This is a genomic window from Brevundimonas sp. A19_0 (assembly GCF_017744255.1).
Classification (GTDB): Bacteria; Pseudomonadota; Alphaproteobacteria; order Caulobacterales; family Caulobacteraceae; genus Brevundimonas.
Genome location: NZ_JAGHQP010000003.1, coordinates 168,083 through 187,886 on the forward strand (window position 1 = coordinate 168,083; position 19,804 = coordinate 187,886).

Annotated in this window: 20 protein-coding genes; 8 read left to right on the forward strand and 12 right to left on the reverse strand. The window is 67.8% G+C overall.

Annotation, left to right across the window (positions count from 1 at the left end; translation table 11 throughout):
• Positions 1-44: 44 nt before the first annotated feature.
• The gene (locus J7346_RS05020; RefSeq protein ID WP_209118381.1) at positions 45-773 is read right to left on the reverse strand and encodes a DUF6456 domain-containing protein; all 729 of its coding nucleotides are present in this window, start codon (positions 771-773) and stop codon (positions 45-47) included.
• Positions 770-1,126, reverse strand: coding sequence for a chromosomal replication initiator DnaA (locus J7346_RS05025; RefSeq protein WP_209118383.1), 357 nt, complete (start codon positions 1,124-1,126; stop codon positions 770-772). The genes J7346_RS05020 and J7346_RS05025 overlap by 4 nt, the downstream gene beginning before the upstream one ends.
• 354 nt (positions 1,127-1,480) lie before the next feature.
• Between J7346_RS05025 and J7346_RS05030 the strand changes: the two genes are divergently transcribed.
• Entirely contained in the window at positions 1,481-2,188 is a 708-nt protein-coding gene (locus tag J7346_RS05030; RefSeq protein WP_209118384.1) for a response regulator transcription factor CtrA, read from the forward strand.
• A 73-nt stretch (positions 2,189-2,261) separates the two neighbouring features.
• Here the strand turns inward: J7346_RS05030 and J7346_RS05035 are convergent, their stop codons facing one another.
• On the reverse strand, positions 2,262-2,702 hold the full coding sequence (locus tag J7346_RS05035) for a DUF2141 domain-containing protein (RefSeq protein ID WP_209118386.1): 441 nt from the start codon (positions 2,700-2,702) through the stop codon (positions 2,262-2,264).
• 176 nt (positions 2,703-2,878) lie between these two features.
• Between J7346_RS05035 and J7346_RS05040 the strand changes: the two genes are divergently transcribed.
• Positions 2,879-5,155: a glycoside hydrolase family 3 N-terminal domain-containing protein gene (locus J7346_RS05040; protein WP_209118387.1), complete on the forward strand. Its 2,277-nt coding sequence runs from the start codon at positions 2,879-2,881 to the stop codon at positions 5,153-5,155.
• On the opposite strand, the gene J7346_RS05045 is transcribed toward J7346_RS05040, so the two are convergent.
• From J7346_RS05045 to fliI, 3 genes are read right to left on the reverse strand one after another with little or no spacing between them, the layout of a single operon-like run.
• Positions 5,147-6,214: an endo-1,4-beta-xylanase gene (locus tag J7346_RS05045; protein ID WP_348521453.1), complete on the reverse strand. Its 1,068-nt coding sequence runs from the start codon at positions 6,212-6,214 to the stop codon at positions 5,147-5,149. The genes J7346_RS05040 and J7346_RS05045 overlap by 9 nt on opposite strands.
• On the reverse strand, positions 6,207-6,614 hold the full coding sequence (locus tag J7346_RS05050; RefSeq protein ID WP_209118389.1) for a flagellar FliJ family protein: 408 nt from the start codon (positions 6,612-6,614) through the stop codon (positions 6,207-6,209). The genes J7346_RS05045 and J7346_RS05050 overlap by 8 nt, the downstream gene beginning before the upstream one ends.
• A 4-nt stretch (positions 6,615-6,618) precedes the next feature.
• Complete coding sequence (fliI, locus tag J7346_RS05055) at positions 6,619-7,968, reverse strand: flagellar protein export ATPase FliI (protein ID WP_209118391.1); 1,350 nt, start codon at positions 7,966-7,968, stop codon at positions 6,619-6,621.
• A 237-nt stretch (positions 7,969-8,205) separates the two neighbouring features.
• On the opposite strand from fliI, the gene cysK reads away from it, so the two are divergent.
• A complete protein-coding gene (gene cysK / locus J7346_RS05060) occupies positions 8,206-9,165 on the forward strand; it encodes a cysteine synthase A (protein WP_209118617.1) in 960 nt (319 codons plus the stop codon).
• Positions 9,166-9,173: 8 nt separating this feature from the next.
• Positions 9,174-9,668, forward strand: a complete 495-nt coding sequence (locus J7346_RS05065; protein WP_209118393.1) for an NADAR family protein — start codon at positions 9,174-9,176, stop codon at positions 9,666-9,668.
• Between the two features lie 15 nt (positions 9,669-9,683).
• Here J7346_RS05065 and J7346_RS05070 read toward each other — a convergent pair whose 3' ends face one another.
• Entirely contained in the window at positions 9,684-10,382 is a 699-nt protein-coding gene (locus tag J7346_RS05070) for a hypothetical protein (RefSeq protein ID WP_209118395.1), read from the reverse strand.
• Between the two features lie 107 nt (positions 10,383-10,489).
• Here J7346_RS05070 and J7346_RS05075 point away from each other — a divergent pair, with 107 nt between their 5' ends.
• Both J7346_RS05075 and J7346_RS05080 read left to right on the forward strand, forming a co-directional pair.
• Positions 10,490-11,719 carry a DUF2336 domain-containing protein gene (locus tag J7346_RS05075; RefSeq protein WP_209118397.1) on the forward strand — a complete coding sequence of 410 codons (1,230 nt, stop codon included), beginning with the start codon at positions 10,490-10,492 and terminating at the stop codon, positions 11,717-11,719.
• 159 nt (positions 11,720-11,878) lie between these two features.
• Positions 11,879-12,307 (forward strand): MucR family transcriptional regulator, encoded by a 429-nt coding sequence (locus tag J7346_RS05080; RefSeq protein WP_209118399.1) that lies wholly within the window; start codon positions 11,879-11,881, stop codon positions 12,305-12,307.
• 65 nt (positions 12,308-12,372) lie between these two features.
• Here the strand turns inward: J7346_RS05080 and J7346_RS05085 are convergent, their stop codons facing one another.
• The 4 genes from J7346_RS05085 to J7346_RS05100 all read right to left on the reverse strand — a co-directional run bounded on the left by J7346_RS05085 (position 12,373) and on the right by J7346_RS05100 (position 16,140).
• Positions 12,373-13,479, reverse strand: a complete 1,107-nt coding sequence (locus tag J7346_RS05085; protein ID WP_209118401.1) for a DUF2336 domain-containing protein — start codon at positions 13,477-13,479, stop codon at positions 12,373-12,375.
• On the reverse strand, positions 13,476-14,465 hold the full coding sequence (locus J7346_RS05090; protein WP_209118403.1) for a hypothetical protein: 990 nt from the start codon (positions 14,463-14,465) through the stop codon (positions 13,476-13,478). The genes J7346_RS05085 and J7346_RS05090 overlap by 4 nt, the downstream gene beginning before the upstream one ends.
• A gap of 87 nt (positions 14,466-14,552) precedes the next feature.
• The gene (locus J7346_RS05095; RefSeq protein ID WP_209118405.1) at positions 14,553-15,584 is read right to left on the reverse strand and encodes an ABC transporter substrate-binding protein; all 1,032 of its coding nucleotides are present in this window, start codon (positions 15,582-15,584) and stop codon (positions 14,553-14,555) included.
• Between the two features lie 37 nt (positions 15,585-15,621).
• Positions 15,622-16,140, reverse strand: a complete 519-nt coding sequence (locus tag J7346_RS05100; RefSeq protein ID WP_209118407.1) for a hypothetical protein — start codon at positions 16,138-16,140, stop codon at positions 15,622-15,624.
• Between the two features lie 900 nt (positions 16,141-17,040).
• On the opposite strand from J7346_RS05100, the gene J7346_RS05105 reads away from it, so the two are divergent.
• On the forward strand, positions 17,041-17,541 hold the full coding sequence (locus J7346_RS05105; RefSeq protein ID WP_209118409.1) for a hypothetical protein: 501 nt from the start codon (positions 17,041-17,043) through the stop codon (positions 17,539-17,541).
• A complete protein-coding gene (locus tag J7346_RS05110; protein ID WP_209118411.1) occupies positions 17,538-17,927 on the forward strand; it encodes an HU family DNA-binding protein in 390 nt (129 codons plus the stop codon). The genes J7346_RS05105 and J7346_RS05110 overlap by 4 nt, the downstream gene beginning before the upstream one ends.
• Positions 17,928-17,936: 9 nt before the next feature.
• On the opposite strand, the gene J7346_RS05115 is transcribed toward J7346_RS05110, so the two are convergent.
• On the reverse strand, positions 17,937-19,772 hold the full coding sequence (locus J7346_RS05115; protein ID WP_209118413.1) for an ABC-F family ATP-binding cassette domain-containing protein: 1,836 nt from the start codon (positions 19,770-19,772) through the stop codon (positions 17,937-17,939).
• Positions 19,773-19,804: the final 32 nt, after the last annotated feature.

Consider the following 19,804-nt stretch of genomic DNA (forward strand, 5'->3'; position numbering starts at 1 on the left):
TACAGTCTGAATGGTCCGAATAGTCTGAATCGGCATCCTGTCGGTCACCCGGCATAGTGATCGACCAGGGCTTGCAGCGCCTGCTTCAGCACCGTCTTGCCTTGCCTGCGGCGGAGGCCCAGCTGGCCCTCGGCGGCCTGCAGGGCGGATCCCCGGATACAGACGGCGTCCAGCATGGGCGACAGGCGGGGGCCGGCCGCCTCGAGCGCTGCGGCGACGCGGCGACCGGCGGCCAGGGCGGCGTGACCCGGCTCGACCCGCGCGGCCGTACCACCGCCCGACCGGGGCAGGGCGTCCCACCTCTGGGTCAGCGACGGTCCCTTCAGGGCAAGTTCCGCATCGCGGGTCAGGCGGAGACCGGCGGCGACCTCCTGCGGGCTCAGCCAGGGCCGGCCGGCCGCATCGCGGCGCCGGGCCAGCCAGGCGATGGCGCTGTCGCCCTGATTGACCCGCACGGGAAGCCGGGTGCCGTCGGGCAGCAGCCGGGGCTCCAGCGCCTCGATCCGTCCCGGTGCGCCGCCGGGTGTGCCCGACGTGTCGGATCGCACGGCGCGCCGGACCTGCCAGCCGCCCCCGGTGCGAACCGCCAGCCCGGGACTGTGGGTGAGCGCCACGAACTCGGCCTCGGTGAGCCGCATCACCACGCGCGATCGCCGATCCGGGACGAGACGCATGGCATAGGCCCCGGCGGGCTGCTGCTCGATCCATGCCCCCTTGTCGGCCAGAAGGCGCCGGGCCCGCGCCAGGCGGGCGCTGTCGACGGCACCGCTCATCGGGGCAGGGCCACGGGAGCGTCGCCCAGCAGGCCCTGGGCGAAGGCCTCCAGCCGGTCGAGCAGGGTGTCGAGGGCAGGGCGGTCGCGGGCGTCCTCTGCCCAGCGGCAGGCGCTGGATACAGTGGCCCGGTTGACGCCAAAGGCATGACCCACGCGCTCCAGCGGCCAGCCATAGGCGACATAGGCGAGGTAAAGCGCCAGCCACCGGGCGCGACAGGCGCGGGGGTTGAGGCGGTCCGGGCCGCGCATCTGCTCGGCACTGACGCCGGTGCAGGCGGCAATCAGATGAAGCGCCAGACCTGCACGGATGCGGTCGGCGTCGGTCACGGGAACACGGTAGGTCTGGCTCATGGCCCTTTCCTTTCTCTCAGGGATCAGACCGGCAGGATGAGGCCGCGCCCGGTCGGGATAGGAAATAATACCTAGTATACGTCAGATTGGGTCGCACGCGGCGCTGCGACCGATACCCGTGCCCCCGGATTTCGCGGCCATGTCGGAACGGTCACCCAGTCAGGGCGGGGCGTGAAGAAAAATTTCGCGCGCTTGACTCGCGGACTCTCGACGTCGATTCGCAAATCAGCCTACGATTCGCCTCAATGGTACGACGTTAACTGTTCTTAAGGTTTTGGACCGTTAACGTCGGAACAAGGTTACCTGTGCGTGCTGCGACAGGACCACAGTCAAGCTTTGCCGCGGAGGGCAATCATGCGCGTCCTGTTGATTGAAGACGATCACGCCACGGCCCAGAGCATCGAGCTGATGCTCAAGTCCGAAGGCTTCAATGTCTACACCACCGATCTCGGTGAGGAAGGCATCGATCTGGGCAAGATCTATGACTACGACCTGATCCTTCTGGACCTCAACCTGCCGGACATGAACGGCATCGAGGTTCTGCGTCAGCTGCGCGTGGGCAAGGTCAACACCCCGGTCATGATCCTGTCGGGAACCAGCGAGATCGAGACCAAGGTCAAGACGTTCGGCGGCGGCGCAGACGACTATATGACCAAGCCCTTCCACAAGGACGAACTGGTCGCCCGCGTGCACGCCGTGGTGCGTCGCTCGAAGGGTCACGCCCAGGCCATCATCCACACCGGCGAGATCGCCGTGAACCTCGACGCCAAGACGGTCGAGGTCGACGGTCACCGCGTGCACCTGACGGGCAAGGAATACCAGATGCTGGAGCTGCTCTCGCTCCGCAAGGGTACGACCCTGACCAAGGAAATGTTCCTGAACCACCTGTATGGCGGCATGGACGAGCCCGAGCTGAAGATCATCGACGTCTTCATCTGCAAGCTGCGCAAGAAGCTGGCGACGGCGGCGAACGGCAAACACTACATCGAAACCGTCTGGGGCCGTGGCTATGTGCTGCGCGACCCGCAGGAAGGATCCGGATCGGTCAGCGCCGCGGCCTGATCCTCGCCAGACAGGACAGAAAAAAGGCCCGCTCCGGCTTCCGGGGCGGGCCTTTTCCATTTGGGCCGGCCGATCAGAAGTAGGTCATGGCCTCGGTCATAAGGATGTCCTCCGACCCCACCGTGAACTTCAGGGCGTCGAAGCTGGGCATCCCCATCATGGGCGCCCCGCCGCTGGAGAAGGCGAAGCCTTCGGCCGGCATGCCGGACGGGCTCATATCGAACTGCTCATTGTCGTTGGCGTCATGCATGACCATCAGGGCGTAGGTCCCCGGCGCGACGTCGGTGAAGACCAGATAGACCTCTCCGGCCTCGTTCACTTCGGTTTTGGCGGTGTACTCGCCGTGGGCAACCATGAAGGTCTGCTGGCTGGACAGGGTCGCCAGCATATGACCGCCGCGGGCCTCGACACCGGTCAGGGTGACGCGCACATCGGCGGATTGGGCAAGCGCGGTGGCCGGCAGGGCCAGGCAGGCGGCGGCGACCGCAAGGGAGGACAAGAGGGGCAGGCGCATGGAAATCTCCGGTTGGGTAACTTGCCAAGCACTTTAATATACAAAGTAGATGGACGCAAGGCCGGCACGCGACAGGCGGGTTGTGCCTTTTCCCCAGAGCGGGTCGTGGTTGAGGTTCCCGTGCGGAACGGTCTCGGCTATGACGGTGTAACCGATTACACGCGAGTGCCTGCCTGATGTCATTTCCCGCCTCCCGCACGTCCGAAGCCCGCCTGTCGTCGGAAGCGACCCGGCCCGGAACGGCAGGCAAGGCGGCGCCCCATGCGGAGCGGATCGAGAGCCTGATCTCGGCCATGACGCTGGAGGAAAAGGCCGGGCAGCTGACCATCATGCCGGCCGCGCTGGCACCGGCTCCGGCCAATGCCGCCAACCCCGCCGCCGTGCCCGGCTCGATCGAGGAACAGGCCCAGGCCGTGCGCGAGGGCCGTCTCGGCGCGGTATTCAACGGCGACTCGGCCGACTGGCATCGCCGCATGCAGACCGTGGCGGTCGAGGAGTCGCGGCTGGGGATCCCCCTGCTGCTCGCCGCAGACGTCATCCATGGCTTCCGCACCATCTTCCCGGTGCCGCTGGCCGAAGCGGCCGCCTTTGACGCCGACCTCGCCCGCCGCACGGCCCGGGCCGCCGCGGAAGAGGCGACCGCCACCGGCATCGCCTGGAATTTCGCGCCCATGGTCGACATCTCGCGCGACGCCCGCTGGGGCCGGGGGGTCGAGGGCGGGGGCGAGGATGTGTTGCTGGGCTGCACCCTCGCGGTCGCCCGGGTGGAAGGATTCCAGGGAGACAAAGGGCTGACGGATGCCGGCGCCATGCTGGCCACGCCCAAACATCTGGCGGGCTATGGCGCCGGAACGGGCGGCCTCGACTACAACAGCGTTGATGTTTCCGAGCGAACGCTCCGCGAAATCCACTTCCCGCCGTTCCAGGCGGCCTTCGAGGCCGGGGCCCTGTCGACGATGGCGGCCTTCAATGACGTGGCGGGGGTGCCGGCCCACGCCAATGCCTGGCTGATGAAGGATGTGCTGCGCAGCGAGTGGGGCTTCGAGGGCTTTGTCGTCTCGGACTATACGGGCGACTTTGAGCTGATCGCCCACGGCCTGGCCGAGGACGAGCGCGACGCGGCGCGGCTGGCCTTTCAGGGCGGCGTCGACATGAGTATGAGCAGCAACCTCTATGCCGAGCATCTGCCGGACCTGGTGCGCTCGGGCGTGATCGCCGAGGCCGACGTCGATGTGGCGGTGCGCCGGGTGCTGACGCTGAAGGCGCAGCTGGGCCTGTTCGACGATCCCTACGGACGGCTGTCGCCAGAGCGCGTCGAAGCCAACGACCAGCCCCGCTATCGGGACCTGGCGCGCGAGGCCGGTCGCAAGTCGATCGTGATGCTGAAGAATGACGGCGGGGTGCTGCCGCTCCGGCGCGATCAGAAGATCGCCCTGATCGGTCCCTTCGCCGAGGGTCGCGACCATCTGAACGGGCCGTGGGTGCTGTTCGGGGACCCGGCCTATGCGGTGCCGGTCGACGAAGGCTTCCGCGCCGCCATGGACGACCCTGCGAACCTGACGGTCGTGCGGGGTTCCGAGGCCGAGGCTTCGCTGGAGGGCGGGATCGAGGCGGCGGTCGAGGCGGCCCGGGGCGCCGATGTCGTCGTCATGGTGGTCGGCGAGGGCGAGCGCATGTCGGGCGAGGCCCAGTCGCGCATCGACATCTGCATTCCTGAGCCCCAGCGCGATCTGATCGCGGCGGTGACGGCGGTCGGCAAGCCTGTGGTTCTGGTGCTGAAGTGCGGCCGGGCCCTGGTGCTGGACGAGACCGCGAAACAGGCACAGGCTCTGGTCGTCGGCTGGTTCCTGGGCGTCGAGACCGGGAATGCGCTGGCCGATGTGCTGTTCGGCGCGCACGAGCCCAGCGGCCGCCTGCCGATCAGCTTTCCCCGTCACACCGGCCAGTCGCCCTTCCACTATGACCGCAAGGTCACCGGGCGCCCGCCGCTATCGCTGGAGCATGGCGAGGAGTTCAAGGCCCGCTACCGCGAGACGCTGAATGTCGCCGAATGGCCGTTCGGCCACGGCCTGACCTATGGCGATCCGGTCTATGAAGGGCTGGACGTCGGCGACGGCACCCTGGCGTGGGACGGCGAGCTGGAGGTGTCGGCCACGATCACCAACCGGGGTGCTCGCGCGGCCGAGGAGCTGGCGCAGCTGTACATCCACGACCGGGCGGCCAGTGTGACCCGGCCGATCCGGCAGCTGAAGGGCTTCCAGCGCGTGCGGCTGGAGGCGGGGCAGAGCGCGCGGGTGCGCTTCACCCTGACGCGCCGCGACCTGATGTTCGTCGGGCGCGAGCTGTCCTGGACGGTCGAACCGGGCCGGTTCACCGTCTGGATCGGGCCGAACGCCGAAAGCGGCCTGGAAGGCACGTTCGAACTGCTGGCCGGCGACGCCGCCTCAGCCTGAGGCCAGGGCCCCGGCGACCGCGTCATAGAGCGGGGTCGCGGTGCCGGACGCATCGAACAGCAGCGGACTGTCGCGCCCGTCATCGCGTTCGTCGCGGCGCAGCCAGCTGTCCGTATCCCGTGCGCCCCAGACGGTGAAGGCATAGCGCTGCTCCGGCGGCAGAGCCATGAAAGCCTGGGCCAGCTCTGTGACGCGGGCGGTCTGTCGGGCCTGGCGTTCGCCCGCGCTGCGCAGGTCGATGCGGCTGTCGGAGCGCAGGGAGGCATCCAGTTCCGACACATGGACGGGCAGGCCGAAGGCTCCCGCCTCGCGCAGGAAGGCGGTGATCTGTCCGTCGGGGATGTCGATATCCAGATGGGACTGGCTGCCGATGCCGCCCAGCGGGGTGCCGGCCTTGAGCAGGCGTTCGACCAGTTTCAGGAAAGTCGCACCCTTCCGGGGCAGGTTTTCCAGATTGTAGTCGTTGAGGAACAGGATGGATTCGGGATCCGCCTCATGCGCGACGTCGAAGGCCCGGCGGATGTGGTCGATGTCCCCCAGCCCCTCGGACCAGTGGTGGGTTCGCAGGCCGTCGCCGTCCTCGGCCACCGCCTCATTGACCACGTCCCAGCCGACGGTCCGCCCACGGTAGCGGGTGACGACCTCGCGGATGTAGCGGTCGTAGTCGGCGGCAAAGGTCTTGCGGTCGAGGCCGGCGAAGGCCTCGGCCCCTTGCGAGTACCAGATCAGGGCATGGCCATGCAGGCGCAGGCCGTTGTCGGTGGCGAAGTCCGCGCACCGGTCGGCGAGGGTGAAGTCGAGGCTGCGATCCGGCCTGAGGATCGCCTCCATCTTCATTTCCCACTCGGGCGTGAACTGGGAGAAGTGGGTCAGGACCACGTCGCGCCAGCCGGCGTCGTCGAACTGTCCCGACATGCCGCAGACGCCGACGGGGCAGGGCGCCAGATCCTTCAGGGGGCTGACGGGACCGAGCGGAGGGGTGGAGGGGGCGCTGCCACAGGCGGCGAGGGCCAGCGGGGATGCCAGCAGATGCCTGCGGGTCAGCCGGAAATCAGGCACGGCGCCTGAGGCCGAGGGCGTCGAAGGCGGCGGCTTCGCGGCGCTCGGCCGCGGCCAGACGCTCCAGCCGGGAAATCTCGGCCACGTGCTCGAATTTCTTGAGTTCCTCGAAGGCGCCGGTCAGGGCGTCGCGAGCGCCTTCTTCCTCGGCCTCAAGCTGGCCCAGGTCAGCCTGGGCGGTGGATTTGCGGTGTTTCCAGCCGTCCAGATAGGCCTGCAACAGCATGTTGGCGTCGGTATCGCTGCGGGCCCGCTCGCGCTCAAGCTCGACCTCGGCATCCAGAACGGCCAGTCGCATTTCAGCGGAGGCGCGGCGAGAACCGATCTCGGCCAGGCGCTTCTGAAGGGTTTCGACCTCATAGGTCGAGATGCGGATCAGGGACCGGGCCCAGGTGGTCATGACGTCACTCCACTCGCTCTGCCAGACCCTGGTTCAGAATGCTTTCCAGATGACTAAAGGCGGTCGCGAGATCGCAAACCTCCTCAGGTTTCTGGGACAGGAAGGCTTCCAGCGCCGGATTGAGGGCGATGGCCCGGTCGGTGATCGGATCGGCGCCGGCGCGATAGGCCCCGATCTTGATCAGCTCTTCCATATTGGCATAGGCGCTCAGGCACTGGCGGGCCCGGCGGTTCAGTTCCTGCTCGGGCGGGGTCTGGCACCCCGGCAGGGTCCGGCTGACGGATTTCAGCACATCGATGGCGGGGAAGCGGCCCCGCTCGGCGATCTTGCGGTCCATGACGATATGGCCGTCCAGGATACCGCGCACGGCGTCGGCGATGGGCTCGTCGTGATCGCCGCCGTCCACCAGCACGGTGAACAGGGCGGTGATGGCGCCCGTGGGCCGCCCGTCGGCATGGACGGGCCCGGGGCCGGCCCGCTCCAGCAGCTTGGGCAGTTCGGAGAAGACGGTGGGCGTATAGCCCTTGGTGGTCGGGGGCTCACCGGCGGCAAGACCGATCTCGCGCTGGGCCATGGCGAACCGGGTGACCGAGTCCATCAGGCACAGGACCTGCTTGCCCTGGTCGCGCAGATATTCCGCACAGGCCAGGGTCATATAGGCCGCCTGGCGCCGGGTGAGGGCGGGCTCGTCCGAGGTGGCCACGACCACGATGGCGCGGGCCAGACCCTCGGGCCCCAGGGTCTCCTCGATGAACTCGCGGACCTCGCGGCCCCGCTCACCGATCAGGCCGACCACCACGGCATCGCACTCGGCGCGGCGGGCCAGCATGGACAGCAGGACCGACTTGCCGACGCCGGAGCCCGCAAAAATGCCCATCCGCTGGCCGCGACAGGTGGTGGCGAAGACGTCCAGCGCGCGCACTCCGGTGTCGAGGCGATGACCGACGCGCCCCCGGGTGTGGGCCGGCGGCGGTCCGGCGCGCAGCGCATAGGAACGCGACCCCTGTTCCAGCGGGCCCTTGCCGTCGATCGGCTGGCCGAAGGCATTGACGATACGGCCCAGCCAGGCGGCGGTGGGGCGGACCACGCCGGCGGTCTCCACGATCCGGATGTCGGCGCCGGGGGCCACGCCCTCGACCGGGCCGAAGGGCATCAGCAGCGCCTTGGCCTCGCGAAAGCCGACGACCTCGGCGGGCAGGGGGGGCAGGCCGTGGCGCTCGATCTCGGCCCGGGCGCCCACCGCCAGTCGCGTCAGCCCGCCGCGCGACTCGATCAGCAGGCCGCTCACCCCCGCGACCTTGCCGGTAACGACAAGGGGATCGACGGCCTGGACTGCGGCGACGAGAGATTGCAAGGCGGGCCCCGGAAGCTGGCCTCCAGCCATCGGCCAACGTGGTTAACGATTGGCTAACCGCGCTCGAATGGCGGGCGTGGGCTGTGGGTCGGTCCCGCCCGTTCCTGTGTCTCGCCCTCAGGTCGGCTCCCGGATCGCCTGTAGCCCTTGCATGACGGCGGATCGTGCCGATCTGAAGGGGCCTTTTCGAGTCCGGAGACCTCCCCCATGACCGGTTCCATCCCCGCTTCGCCCGACATGTCCCGCCACGCCCGCGCCGGTCGCGGCAAGGTCTATGGCTCGATCCTCGAGACCATCGGGGACACCCCGCTGATCGAACTGCCGCGCCTGTCTGAAGAGTTGAAGCCCAAGGCGCGCGTGCTGGCCAAGCTGGAGTTCTTCAATCCGCTGAGCTCGGTGAAGGACCGGATCGGTCTGGCGATGATCGAGGCGCTGGAGCAGGCCGGCAAGCTGAAGCCCGGTGCGGTGCTGATCGAGCCGACCAGCGGCAATACCGGCATCGCCCTGGCCTTTGTGGCGGCGGCCAAGGGCTATCGCCTGATCCTGGTCATGCCCGAGAGCATGTCGATGGAGCGCCGCAAGATGCTGGCCCTTCTGGGGGCTGAACTGGTGCTGACCCCGGCGGACAAGGGGATGAAGGGCGCCATCGCCACGGCGCATGAGCTGCTGGAGAAGACCCCGGGCGCGGTCTCTCCTGCCCAGTTCGACAATCCCGCCAATCCCGCCATCCACCGGGTCTCGACCGCCGAGGAAATCTGGGCGGATACCGACGGGGCCGTGGACATGGTGATCGCCGGGGTCGGGACCGGAGGCACGATCACGGGCGTGGGCCAGGTGCTGAAGGCGAAGAAGCCGTCGGTGCAGATGGTGGCGGTTGAGCCCACCGACTCGCCGGTCCTGTCCGGAGGCGAGCCCGGGCCGCACAAGATCCAGGGTATCGGGGCCGGCTTTGTGCCCTCCATCGTCGATCGCGACGTGATCGATTCCGTGGAACAGGTCAGCAATGACGAGGCCTTCCACATGGCGCGGCGCGCGGCCCGTACCGAGGGGCTGACCGTCGGCATCAGCTCGGGCGCCGCCCTGACGGCCGCCTTCCGTCAGGCCGCCCGGGACGAGAACGCCGGCAAGACGATCGTCGTCATCATCCCGAGCTTTGCCGAACGCTATCTGTCGACGGCGTTGTTCGAGGGGCTCTAGGGCGTCCTATGAGGGAAGAGGATCTGCCCGACCCTGAGGCGTTCAGTCAGTTCCACCCCTTCATCAAGGGGGTGTTCAGCCAGTGGCATCCCACGCGCTTCACTGTCGGGGACGAGACCTTCGTCAATGCCGAGCAGTGGATGATGGTGCAGAAGGCGCGACTGTTTGCGGACCACGGGGTTGCATCTGCCATTATGGCCACGGACGACCCGGCCGTGCAGAAGCGACACGGTCAAACCGTCTCGGGCTTCGACGACGATGTCTGGCGCGCTCACAGGGTGCGCATCGTGCATCAGGGCAATCTGGCCAAGTTCAGCCAGAACGAAGGAGCCGGCCGCCAGTTGAAGGCCACGGCTCCGGCCATGCTGGTCGAGGCCAATCCGCGCGACTGGAACTGGGGAAACGGCCTGGCGCTCGACGACCCCGGGAATCACGATCCCGGAGCCTGGAAGGGCAGAAACCTGCTGGGCCGCGTTCTGACTCTGGTCCGCGACCAGGTCTGAGCCTTGGCCGGGGTTCTAGGGCGCGTAGAGCCCGGCCAGAAGGCCGATGCCGATGATGGGCAGGATGCCGAGGGAGGCGAAAATCTGGATGGCGAGGGTCAGGGCCACCCCCTTGGCCACGCCCGGACCCCATGACTGGTACCAGCGTCCGCCCCCCATCCGCAGGAAGGTGACCACGCTGGCGACCAGCAGGAACAGCAGCCAGTAGCCGCTGAAAACGGGATCAAAGGCGAACGGGCTGAGCGGCAGGCTCAGGATGGTCAGGGCGTTCAGAAAGGCGAATGTGGCCCGAAAGGCCCGGCGCCAGCCGAGGTCATCAGGGTCCCACCAGCGAAGCAGCGGCGCGCAGACCAGGGCGTAGACGGTCAGCAGGATGGGCACCATGGTCAGGCTCATCCAGTTGTCGGCGTCGGCCATGAAGCCCTCGCGAGACTTGCCCGAGGCCTCGATCACCGGGTCGATCGCCTCTGCCGGGAAGGCCTCGAGATAGATGCCGGTTCCTCCCTTCAGGAACAGCACCAGCATCAGCAGGCCGCACAGGGTCAGATACAGCCGGAGCGGCCGGGCATAGTGGCCTCCGCCATCCGGGCCTTCGACCATATAGGTTTCAAGCAGGGCGCGCGGGCGGATCAGGCTGTCGCGCAGGGTTCGCCATTCCGCCCGGCCGAAGCCCGTGGCGTCCTCGCTCAGCTCATGCAGTCCGCGGTCGTTCATGGCGTGCCCCCCGCCTCTTCAAAGCCCAGCCGGCCGAAGGGTGCAAGAGCCATGACGCGGGGCGTCTTGACCGGCGGTTAACCGAACCGGGCGAGGATTGGATCGACATGACCCAGCCCCTTTCCAGCCCGCAGGATGGTGCGCCCGAGGCCGGGTCGGACTCGACCTGGAAGGCGCGCCATGCCCTGCTGAAGCGGCTGGCGGATGTGGTGTCCCTGCCGACCAGCCGGATCAATGCGTTCGAGCGGGCGGTGACCGGCGATCTGCTGGTCGAGATGGCGCGACTGGCGACCCCGTCCGACCGGATGAAGATGGCCCATCGGCTGGCGCCGCTGTCGGAGCTGCCGAACGGGTTGATGCGGCTGCTGCTCCGGGATGAGCCGGCCGTGGCCGGGGTGCTGATCGAGAATTGCGCGGGGCTGACCGACGCAGACCTCTTGTCCTGTGCACGTGATACCAGCCATGACCACCACATCCTGATCGCCGCCCGGCGGGGGGTCTCGGAGGTCGTCTCCGAGGTGCTGATCGAGGGCGCGCATGCCGATGTGGTCGAGGCGCTGCTGCGCAACACGACCGCGCGCCTGTCCCAGACGGCGATCGAGATGGCGGTGGCGCTGAGCCGCAACCAGCCGAAGCTGTGCGAACACCTGTTGCGGCGGCCGGAGCTCAGGCCATCGGGCGCCTATGTGATGTTCTGGTGGTGCAATGCGCAGGACCGGCGCACCATCCTGCAGCGCTTTGCCGTGTCGCGGGAGGTGATGCAGGAGGTGTCCGAGGACATCTTCGCCCTCGCCGCCGCGGAAGGCTGGCAGGACCCGGTGTCGCGCAAGGCGCTGCAGTTCATCGAGCGGCGACAGCGCAACCGCGGGGCCATCGACAAGAGCCCCTACGACAGCCTGGAAGACGCCATCGTGCAGATCGAGCGCGCGGGCATGGGGCGCGAGTCGGCCGCCGAGATCGCCTATCTGTCCGGGGTCAAACCGCTGACCGGCGCCAAGATCCTGGGTGATCCCGGAGGCGAACCGGTGGCTATCCTGTGCAAGGCGACGGGGCTGGACCGGCAGTATCTGACGGCGCTGTGGCGGTCGATGAAGCGGCCCGAGACCCTGCCGGACGGGCGCGTGGATCCGACCTGGGAGCGGGTGCAGACCACCTTTGAGATGCTGGCGGTCGACCGGGCGCAGACGGTTCTGCGCTACTGGAACTGGTCGCTGACCTCGGCCATGACGCCCGCTCTGCTGAAGGCCATCCGGGATGGGGAAGTCGACGAGGTCGATGAATACTCCATGCCCGAACGCACTGCGATGATGGCGCTGGCCCAAGATTTCGGGCGCTAGTTTCGCCGCACGCGTCTTGATTGAGCTTAATAGCCGCTCACCAAATCAGAAAAGCCGCACAGAGAATTGCATGGCGACGCCGATTGTTCTATCAGCGCGCCATCAGGGGCGATTCCTGCAAGGTTGTATCGCCTCGCTCTGTAAACGTCTGGATGATCGATGGAAGAAAAAGCCGAGCTGCTTGAAATGACGGCGGACATCATTTCCGCCTATGTCAGCAACAACATTCTGCCGCCGGAAGCCGTTCCTGCCCTGATCGGGTCGATCCATTCGACCCTGTCGCAGCTGTCGGGTGACGGTCCCGAGCCGGAGCCGGAAGTCAAGGATCCGGCCGTGCCGATCCGCAAGTCGATCACGCCGGACTATCTGATCTGTCTGGAAGACGGTCGCAAGTTCAAGTCGCTGAAGCGTCACCTGCGCACGAAATACGACATGAGCCCGGAGGAATACCGGTCGAAGTGGGGCCTGCCCAAGGACTACCCGATGGTCGCGCCCAACTATGCCAAGGCCCGTTCGGAACTGGCCAAGCAGATGGGACTGGGCCAGGGCGGCCGTAAGCCGGCCCGCACCGCCCGCGCCAAGAAGTAGGGCGCCAGCCTCAAGAGACAAATCGGCCCGCCGGAGTGATCCGGCGGGCCTTTTGCTGTGTGGGATCAGGCGGCGCGGGCCTCGCGGCGCATGCGCCAGAAGCGCAGGGTGCGGCGGGCGGCGTCCGGCGCCAGCTCCTCGTACATCCTGCCATAGCTGTGGGCCTTGGCCATGGCCGACCCGTCGTTGTTCAGCAGGACCACGGCGTAGGTCAGGAACAGGGCCCGATCCAGACCGGCGGACCGGCAGACCACGGCCAGGGCATCCAGATCGCACCGCTCGATGATCTGGCGGGCGGTGTGGAAATCGATGTCGGCCAGCTGGGCCAGGGCGATCAGGAAGCAGGTCCGGCCGCCCGAGCGCAGGAAGCGGGCCAGCATCTGGGGCGTCAGCTGATTGGCCGCGTGGAGTTCCTCGACATAGGCAAGGCTCTCGGCATAGTCCGCCGGCAGGGCACCGTCCTGGGTGGCGAGGCGGGTCCGGCCGGCCTCCAGCGCACTTTCGAGGACGGCGGGGTCAAGCCGGGCGTTGCGCTCGAGGATGGTGTGCCTGAGGCGGGCCTCGACGATGAAATACATCTCGTTCAGCAGGTCCGGCGGCAGGGCCTTGCGCTCGACGGTCGCGGCATGGAGCGCCGGATTGGCGCGGGCGCGCTCTACGGCCTTTTCGCTGGCGGCGCGGGACAGCTGGGCCCCTTCGTTGGACAGCAGGCGCTCAAGAGTCTCGTCATCGCCATGGTCAACGATCGCGTCCGACACGGCCTCGGACACATCCTTGCGGGCGGAGACCGCGCGCAGGTGATCCTGGCCCCGGGTGCGGGCGACCTCGATCAGGTCGCCGTCGGTCAGGACCGGGGAACTGGTCAGGACCGGCGTCGCCACTTCGGCCTCGTCAAGGGCGAGTCGGCGGATCAGGGCGCGAGGGGCCGCGGCAGTCTCGGCGAAGCGCTGGGCCAGTTCCGCCCGGACGGCGGTCTCCATTTCCGCCGAAAGTTCAGCGAGGACCGTGCCGTACAGATCTGTCTCGGTGGAGCTGTGGGTGTCGGTGCCGAAGAAGACGTCGGTCAGCTCGCGCAGCAGGGCGCGGCGCTTCTCGCTGGAAGGCTCGCGCGCCATGGCGATCAGATCGGGCAGGCGCGACTGGACGGCGCCCTCGGACTCCATGGCCGTCATTGGCGCGCCCCGGCGCTACGGGCCGATTCCCCCGTGGTGCGGCGCACCGTGCCGTCCGGATTGCGGACCAGCTGGGGCGGCTCGGGCGGGCGGGCCAGGGACGGCGAGCTCGGGGTCTCTTCCAGCTCGATCGGCAGGGCGTCCAGATAGACCTGTTCCGGCATGGGCGTCCGGTCGGGCTGACGGCCGTTCTGGCGATGGACGGAGTAATAGCGGGCGCCCTGGGGGGCAGCCTGAGGCGTGCTATCGGTCTGGTAGGTCGGCTGCGGCTGTGCCACCGGGGCGACCGGTTGCGACAGGGCCGGGGCCGGGGCCGGCGCGGCGGCGGGAGTAGGGGCCTGTCGGGACTGGCCGACCGACCAGATGGGCGCATCCGCGCGGGGGGCCATGGGATCATCGGCCCATTCAGGCGGGCGCGTCGGGGCAGGGGCGGGAGCCGGCACCGGCACAGGCTCAGGCTGCGGGGCCGGACGCTCGACCGGTGCGGGGGCGGGAGCCTGTCGCACCGGCGGGGCAGACGGAACGACCGGACGAGCCTCGGCAACCGGGGTGCGCACAGGTTGGGGCGGAGGCGGGGGAGGCGGTGCCGACACCGGCACGCTCTGCGGCGCGGCGAAGAAGGCGTCGGCCGGGGTCAGGCCGGGGCGACCGTCGGCGCGAATGGTGCGCAGCGGCAGTCTGGGCGTGGCCGGGCGCAGCTCGGGCACCGAAGCGTAGGACTGGGTTCCCGCATGGGGAATGACGGCCGAGGCCGGGCGCAGGGCCGGGATATCGTCCCGCGCGGCCGGCGTTTCGGCGCGAGCCATGGCGACCGGCGCCGGGCGACCGTTCCAGTCGAGATAGCGGAGCGTCGGGGCATCCCGGGCCGGGGCATCCTGGGCCTGAACCATGGCCGGTCCGGCCAGCACACCGAGCAGCAGGGCCGCGGTCGCGCCGAGCCCGTGACAGACGCGCGCTGTCGGGAAAATGGCTGGGTCGCGTGGCATTCCGCACTCCGGCAGGTCTGGCATGCGACAACCCTAGGCGGTCCAGGTTTAATCGCCCGCTAACAACGGTCGGAATCCCGAAGCCGGTCAGGTCGGTAAATAAAGCGGCGTCCAGGCGTCACGCCACGCCAGCTCCGGCTGTGCCAGGCCGGCCTCGACGGCGCTATCAAAGAAGGCCTGCCAGTGCGCTTCGGACATGGTGCCGATGCCAGAGGCGGAGTCGCCCCCGGTGACGATGGCGGCTGCGCGAAGGGCGTCATGCGCGGCGCCGAGGGTCTGGTCTCCCCGACCACGAAGGGCCTTGCGAATCAGGGCATGAGCCGGTTCCGGATCGCCGTTGATGTAGTCCTTCCAGCCTTCGATCGAGGCGGCAATGAAGGCCCGGAGCGCCGCCTCATTGTCGCGGGCGAAAGCCGTAGGGGCGAGCAGCAGGTCGCCGTAGGAGGCAAATCCGTCCTCGGCCAGCAGGCGGGCTGTGGTCGCGGGTCCCTCAGTCGCGGCGATCTGGACGGGTTCGCGGGCGACGTGGCCGAGCATGACGGCCCGGGGATCGGCGAGGAAGGCGTCGAGGTCGTAGTCGGCGATCAGATCGTCCGGATAGTCGAGACGGGCCTGAAGCCAGGGCCAGAGGGTGTCACGATCGGCGTTGGCTACCTGGAGCGCCGATGGCGGCGGAGGCGCAGCCTCTCCGGAGGTCGCAGGCGCATGGCGGACCAGGGCCCGCGGCGAGGTCTGGAAGAAGGCCGCGACGGCCTTCACGGGGGCGCCCTCCTCGACGAGGCGAAGCGGAATGAACCCGTCGTCGACAAGACCCAGCTCGGCCCGACCGGTGGCGAGCGCGCGGGGGACATCCTGCCCGAAGCCGGGGCGAACGAGCTGGACGTTGAGGTCCCGGGCCTCGTAGAGGCCGGTCGCAAGTGCCTGATAAAAACCGCCGAGATCGACCGTGGCGGGACCGTCGACCACGAGGCGCAGGCGGACGCGACCGTTCTCGTCCACCGGGGGTTCGGGGTTACCGCAGGCCGCGAGGGCGGCCGCCGTTCCCACCGCCACGCCGCCGGCCAGCACGGCTCGACGGTTCAGCAAGACAGGGCGGACGGGCAGGCGGCGCATGGCCATGGTTTAGGGGGGGAATCCCGCGAAGGAAAGGGAGGGGTCAGTGCCGATGCTGAACGACGAGCTCTCCGGCAAGGACGCGCAGGAAGACCGGCGGGCGGTCCCCGAACAGGGCGCTCATCTGGGCCGCCTGGGCCTTGAGCGTCCCGTTCATGAAGCCGCCCTCGGCGTCCGGGTCAGACACAAGGGCGCCGGTGACCGGATCAACCTTCAATCCGCCGAACATGGTGGAGAAGTCGAACGGATTTTCGCCGGTCTTGGTACCCCCGCCCTGCGCCGTGATCTGGCCCATTCCCGATGCCATGTCGCTCATGGCCAGGAGCGAGGCGGTATTCTGTTCATACGCCGCCGCATAGCCCACCGTCTCGGCGCAGAGGTAGCCCAACAGGAATTCCGCCGCGTCGGTCGCCCCGCTGCTCACGGCCACGGCATCAGCGGCGCGTTCCCGGAGGCAGGCCTCGGCATTGGTGTAGGCCGGGGGGCGCTCCTGGGCCTGTGCCGCGTCCGGCATCAGGGCCGGGATGGCGAGGGCGGCGGCGATGGCGAGGGTCAGGCGCATGGGGCTCTCCCGTTCTAGTCGAACGGCAGTCTGTCATCGCAAGCAGCACGGGGGAAGGGCCGGAAAGCCTGGGCCGGAATTGAGCGAGGGCACGAACCGCCCGGTCGAACCGTTGCGCTTCGTGCCCTCGCCAAGTCCGGGTTGGACTTGGCCGTTGAGGTCGGGACCCTGGCCTGGGCGTCAGCGGAGCGAACCCCGGTGACGGTCGGCTGTATCCTGCGGCTCTGGTTCGGTCGCGTCCCGCAGGTCTGGCCTGCGCCGTCTTCCGATCCCGATCCGGTTCCCCGAGGTGTGGGCCGAAACCCTGCCTCGAAGCCTTGATCCGGTCCCGTGTCCGTTGCGATCCGGAGATCGCCCATTACCCGGGATCCGAGAGCCGGACCGGTTCGCCTTGAGCCCGGGTCTCCCCGGTTTTCCGCGCTGCCGTGTCCCTCGGCCTGATCAAGCTCGCTCTGATCTGTGGATGTGGCAAGCGATCAGAAACGACCGTCTGTGGGCGGGCTTGGGGATAAATCGTGTCCCCAAGAGGATTTTCCGTGAGGCTCGTGCAAAATCCTTTGCATTGTGAAGGTCCTGTGACTTTTGCACAGAAGGTATCGGTGGCCCCAAATTATGTTTGAATTTTCCGCCCGGATCATCGCACCTAAGAGAAATTAACAACCCATGCGTGTTGCGCGGGGTGGCTGAAGCGGGAGGTGACCTCTGACCATTCCATCGAAATGGCCATGGGCGGCCAGTCTCGAGTCCTGCGTCCGCGTCCCGGGCGGCCATGTTCGGGAGGCCTGGGCCTATCTGGAGATCTCCCAGGCTGATCTTGCCCTGGTCACAAATCTTCTTTGCGCGGGGCTGGATGATCAGGCGCCGGCCGAATGGGTCGTCGATGAAGATGGCTGTCGACTCGTGCTCGACAGCCCCTTGGTTCGTCTGGTGCAGACATTCGAAAGAGATGAGTCAGGGGCACTGAAGGTGAACTTCGAGTTGCTCGCGCTGGCGGGACATCTTCAGGACAACGGCCGGACGAAGGTCGCTTTGCGCAATGCCGCCGTCGTTTATGACTATCTGAATGTCGCCTACTGCGCGGCCTTCGCGGATTTCGATATCGGAGGCTATGCCTGGGCGCGGCTGGGTGCCTTTCCGGTGGACGCGGAGCAATGCCGACTGGATTTGCTCAAGCGTCTGGAGGCCATGGCCAAACGTGGAGGTTGCACGGTTGCCCAGAAGCGCGAGCTTGAAAACCTGGTGAGGGAAACCCCATCTGAAGTCCTGATGTACGATCTGGCGCGCACGGTGGACAACGGTCAGGCTCTGGGGAAGATCTTGCTTTTAGGGTACAAGTGGGATGCGATCTGGCGAGTCACGGACGAGGCCCAGAGAGCACGAGTGATCGGAGCGCTAACATGACGACTTCAGCCTATAAGGCGGCGCCTCGCTACGAGATGCCCAGCGGTTTCGTCGATGCCGTCGGCGCCGCGGGCGATACCTTCGGCGCGCCCGAGAACGACTTGAGCAGGGTAGGAAAGGCGGCGACCAAATCCGAGTTGGTCAACGCGATGGCGGCCAAGTCCGGTCTGACCAAGGCGGTCTTGTCCAAGGCGTACGACGTGCTGGTTGAGGTCATGGTCGAGGAATTGACTCACGGTCGAACGGTTCGTGTCGCCAAGTTCGGCAGCTTCAAGAAACGACGGAATTATTCGCGCACCCCAAAACGGGCCCAAGACACAGCCAGCGTGGACTTCGTCGCGGGTTCACATCTCGTGACGGCTCTCGAGGAATCCGACCGGGCCTGAGCCCCCTCCTTATTGGCCCGCGAGCGCAGCCTTCTTTTCTTCCAGCTCCAGCCACTCGGCCTCGATCGCCTCAAGCTGGGCCCGGGCGCGGGCGGCGTTGGTCATGGCACGGTCGAAGGCTTTGGGATCGCGGGCGTAGAGGTCGGGGTCGGCCAATGTGGCGTCGTGGCGCGCGATGTCGGCCGGCAGGGTTTCCATAAGGCCCTCGATCTCCTTGAGCCGATGGGCGTCCTTGAACGAGAGTTTGGCAGGCTTCTTCGGAGCCGCAGGAGCCGCCACGCTGGCAGGTGCCGGGTTTGCGGCGGCGCGCCGGGCGGCCTCGGCGTCCTGGGGGCGCGGGTTGACGCCGGCCTGCAGGAAGCCGGGATTCTGGCGTATGAAGTCGGTCCAGCCGCCGGGGGTCTCGACGATGTCGCCGCGGCCGTTCATGGCAATGGTGGAGGTGGCGAGGCGGTCGACGAAATCGCGGTCGTGGCTGACCAGGATCAAGGTCCCGTCATACGACTCGAGCAGCTCTTCCAGCTTGTCGAGAGTGTCCATGTCGAGGTCGTTGGTCGGTTCGTCGAGCACCAGCATATTGGCCGGCTTGGCCAGCGCCCGGGCCAGCAGCAGGCGGTTTCGCTCGCCGCCCGACAGGGTCGAGATCGGCTGGCGCAACTGGCCCTCCTGGAACAGGAAGTCCTTGGCATAGGCGGCCACGTGTTTGGACACGCCGCGCACGAGGATGGAGTCGCCGCCGCCGGGGGTGAGCGCGTCCCACAGGGTCGTGTCAGAGCGCAGCCCCTCGCGCGACTGGTCGAGGTAGACCGGCTCGAGGTTGGCGCCGAGCTTGACCGTGCCCTGGTCGGGGGCCAGCTCGCCGAGCAGGATCTTGACCAGGGTGGTCTTGCCCGCGCCGTTGGGGCCGACGATGGCGAGCCGGTCGCCGCGAACGATACGGGTGGTGAAGGGCTTGATGACGGTTCGGTCGCCGAAGGTCTTGGAGACGCCCTTCAGGTCGGCCACCAGCTTGCCCGACAGGGCGCCCGAGTCGACGCCGAGCTGCAGGTCGCGGGGCACGTCCTTCAGCCGTTCGGCGCGCTCGGCCCGCAGCGCCGCCAGCGACCGGGCCCGGCCCTCGTTGCGGGTGCGGCGGGCGGTGATGGAGCGGTAGAAGGTCTCGGTCTCGCGCTCGATGGTCTTGGACAGGCGGCGCAGGGATTCGGCCTCCTCCTCGGTGACCTTGGTGGCCCATTCGTCGAAAGCGTTGAAGCTCTTGTTCAGACTGCGGACGCGGCGGCCTTCCAGCCAGTGGCAGGTCTGGGTGACGCGATTGAGGAAGGCACGGTCGTGGCTGACGACCAGCACGGCGCAGCGGGCCGAGATCAGCTCTTCCTCGAGCTTTTCGATGGCCAGAATGTCGAGGTGGTTGGTCGGCTCGTCGAGGAGCATGAGATCCGGCTCTTCGGCGAAGGCCTTGGCTAGGGCGGCGCGGCGGATCTCGCCCCCCGACAGATTGACCGCCGGCTTGGCCGGGTCGAGGCCGAAGGTGGCGAGCCAGGATTCGGCGGTCCAGGGCTCGGCCTCGCCAGAGGTGGCATAGTCGAGCAGGGTATCGCCCGTGATGACGGGTTCCTGGGGTACATTGGCAAAGCGGATGCCGGACTGGACCGCCCGCTCGCCCGAGTCGGGTTCGACCTGGCCCATGATGATCTTCATCAGGGTGGATTTGCCGGCACCGTTGCGGCCGACGAGGCAGGCGCGGGTGCGCGGCTCGATCGCGATGTCGACGCCGTCGAACAGGGGACGGGGGCCGTCCTGGAGACGGACGTCCTTGAGGGCGACAAGAGGAGGGCGCGCGGCCATGGTGACACCTGGATCCTCCCCTGCGTAGCGGG

Coding starts and splice junctions, on each gene's coding strand:
- J7346_RS05020 (WP_209118381.1), bottom strand. CDS start 773: ATGAGCGGTGCCGTCGACAGCGCCCGCCTGGCGCGGGCCCGGCGCCTT.
- J7346_RS05025 (WP_209118383.1), bottom strand. CDS start 1,126: ATGAGCCAGACCTACCGTGTTCCCGTGACCGACGCCGACCGCATCCGT.
- J7346_RS05030 (WP_209118384.1), top strand. CDS start 1,481: ATGCGCGTCCTGTTGATTGAAGACGATCACGCCACGGCCCAGAGCATC.
- J7346_RS05035 (WP_209118386.1), bottom strand. CDS start 2,702: ATGCGCCTGCCCCTCTTGTCCTCCCTTGCGGTCGCCGCCGCCTGCCTG.
- J7346_RS05040 (WP_209118387.1), top strand. CDS start 2,879: ATGTCATTTCCCGCCTCCCGCACGTCCGAAGCCCGCCTGTCGTCGGAA.
- J7346_RS05050 (WP_209118389.1), bottom strand. CDS start 6,614: ATGACCACCTGGGCCCGGTCCCTGATCCGCATCTCGACCTATGAGGTC.
- cysK (WP_209118617.1), top strand. CDS start 8,206: ATGTCCCGCCACGCCCGCGCCGGTCGCGGCAAGGTCTATGGCTCGATC.
- J7346_RS05065 (WP_209118393.1), top strand. CDS start 9,174: ATGAGGGAAGAGGATCTGCCCGACCCTGAGGCGTTCAGTCAGTTCCAC.
- J7346_RS05070 (WP_209118395.1), bottom strand. CDS start 10,382: ATGAACGACCGCGGACTGCATGAGCTGAGCGAGGACGCCACGGGCTTC.
- J7346_RS05075 (WP_209118397.1), top strand. CDS start 10,490: ATGACCCAGCCCCTTTCCAGCCCGCAGGATGGTGCGCCCGAGGCCGGG.
- J7346_RS05080 (WP_209118399.1), top strand. CDS start 11,879: ATGGAAGAAAAAGCCGAGCTGCTTGAAATGACGGCGGACATCATTTCC.
- J7346_RS05085 (WP_209118401.1), bottom strand. CDS start 13,479: ATGACGGCCATGGAGTCCGAGGGCGCCGTCCAGTCGCGCCTGCCCGAT.
- J7346_RS05090 (WP_209118403.1), bottom strand. CDS start 14,465: ATGCCACGCGACCCAGCCATTTTCCCGACAGCGCGCGTCTGTCACGGG.
- J7346_RS05095 (WP_209118405.1), bottom strand. CDS start 15,584: ATGGCCATGCGCCGCCTGCCCGTCCGCCCTGTCTTGCTGAACCGTCGA.
- J7346_RS05100 (WP_209118407.1), bottom strand. CDS start 16,140: ATGCGCCTGACCCTCGCCATCGCCGCCGCCCTCGCCATCCCGGCCCTG.
- J7346_RS05110 (WP_209118411.1), top strand. CDS start 17,538: ATGACGACTTCAGCCTATAAGGCGGCGCCTCGCTACGAGATGCCCAGC.
- J7346_RS05115 (WP_209118413.1), bottom strand. CDS start 19,772: ATGGCCGCGCGCCCTCCTCTTGTCGCCCTCAAGGACGTCCGTCTCCAG.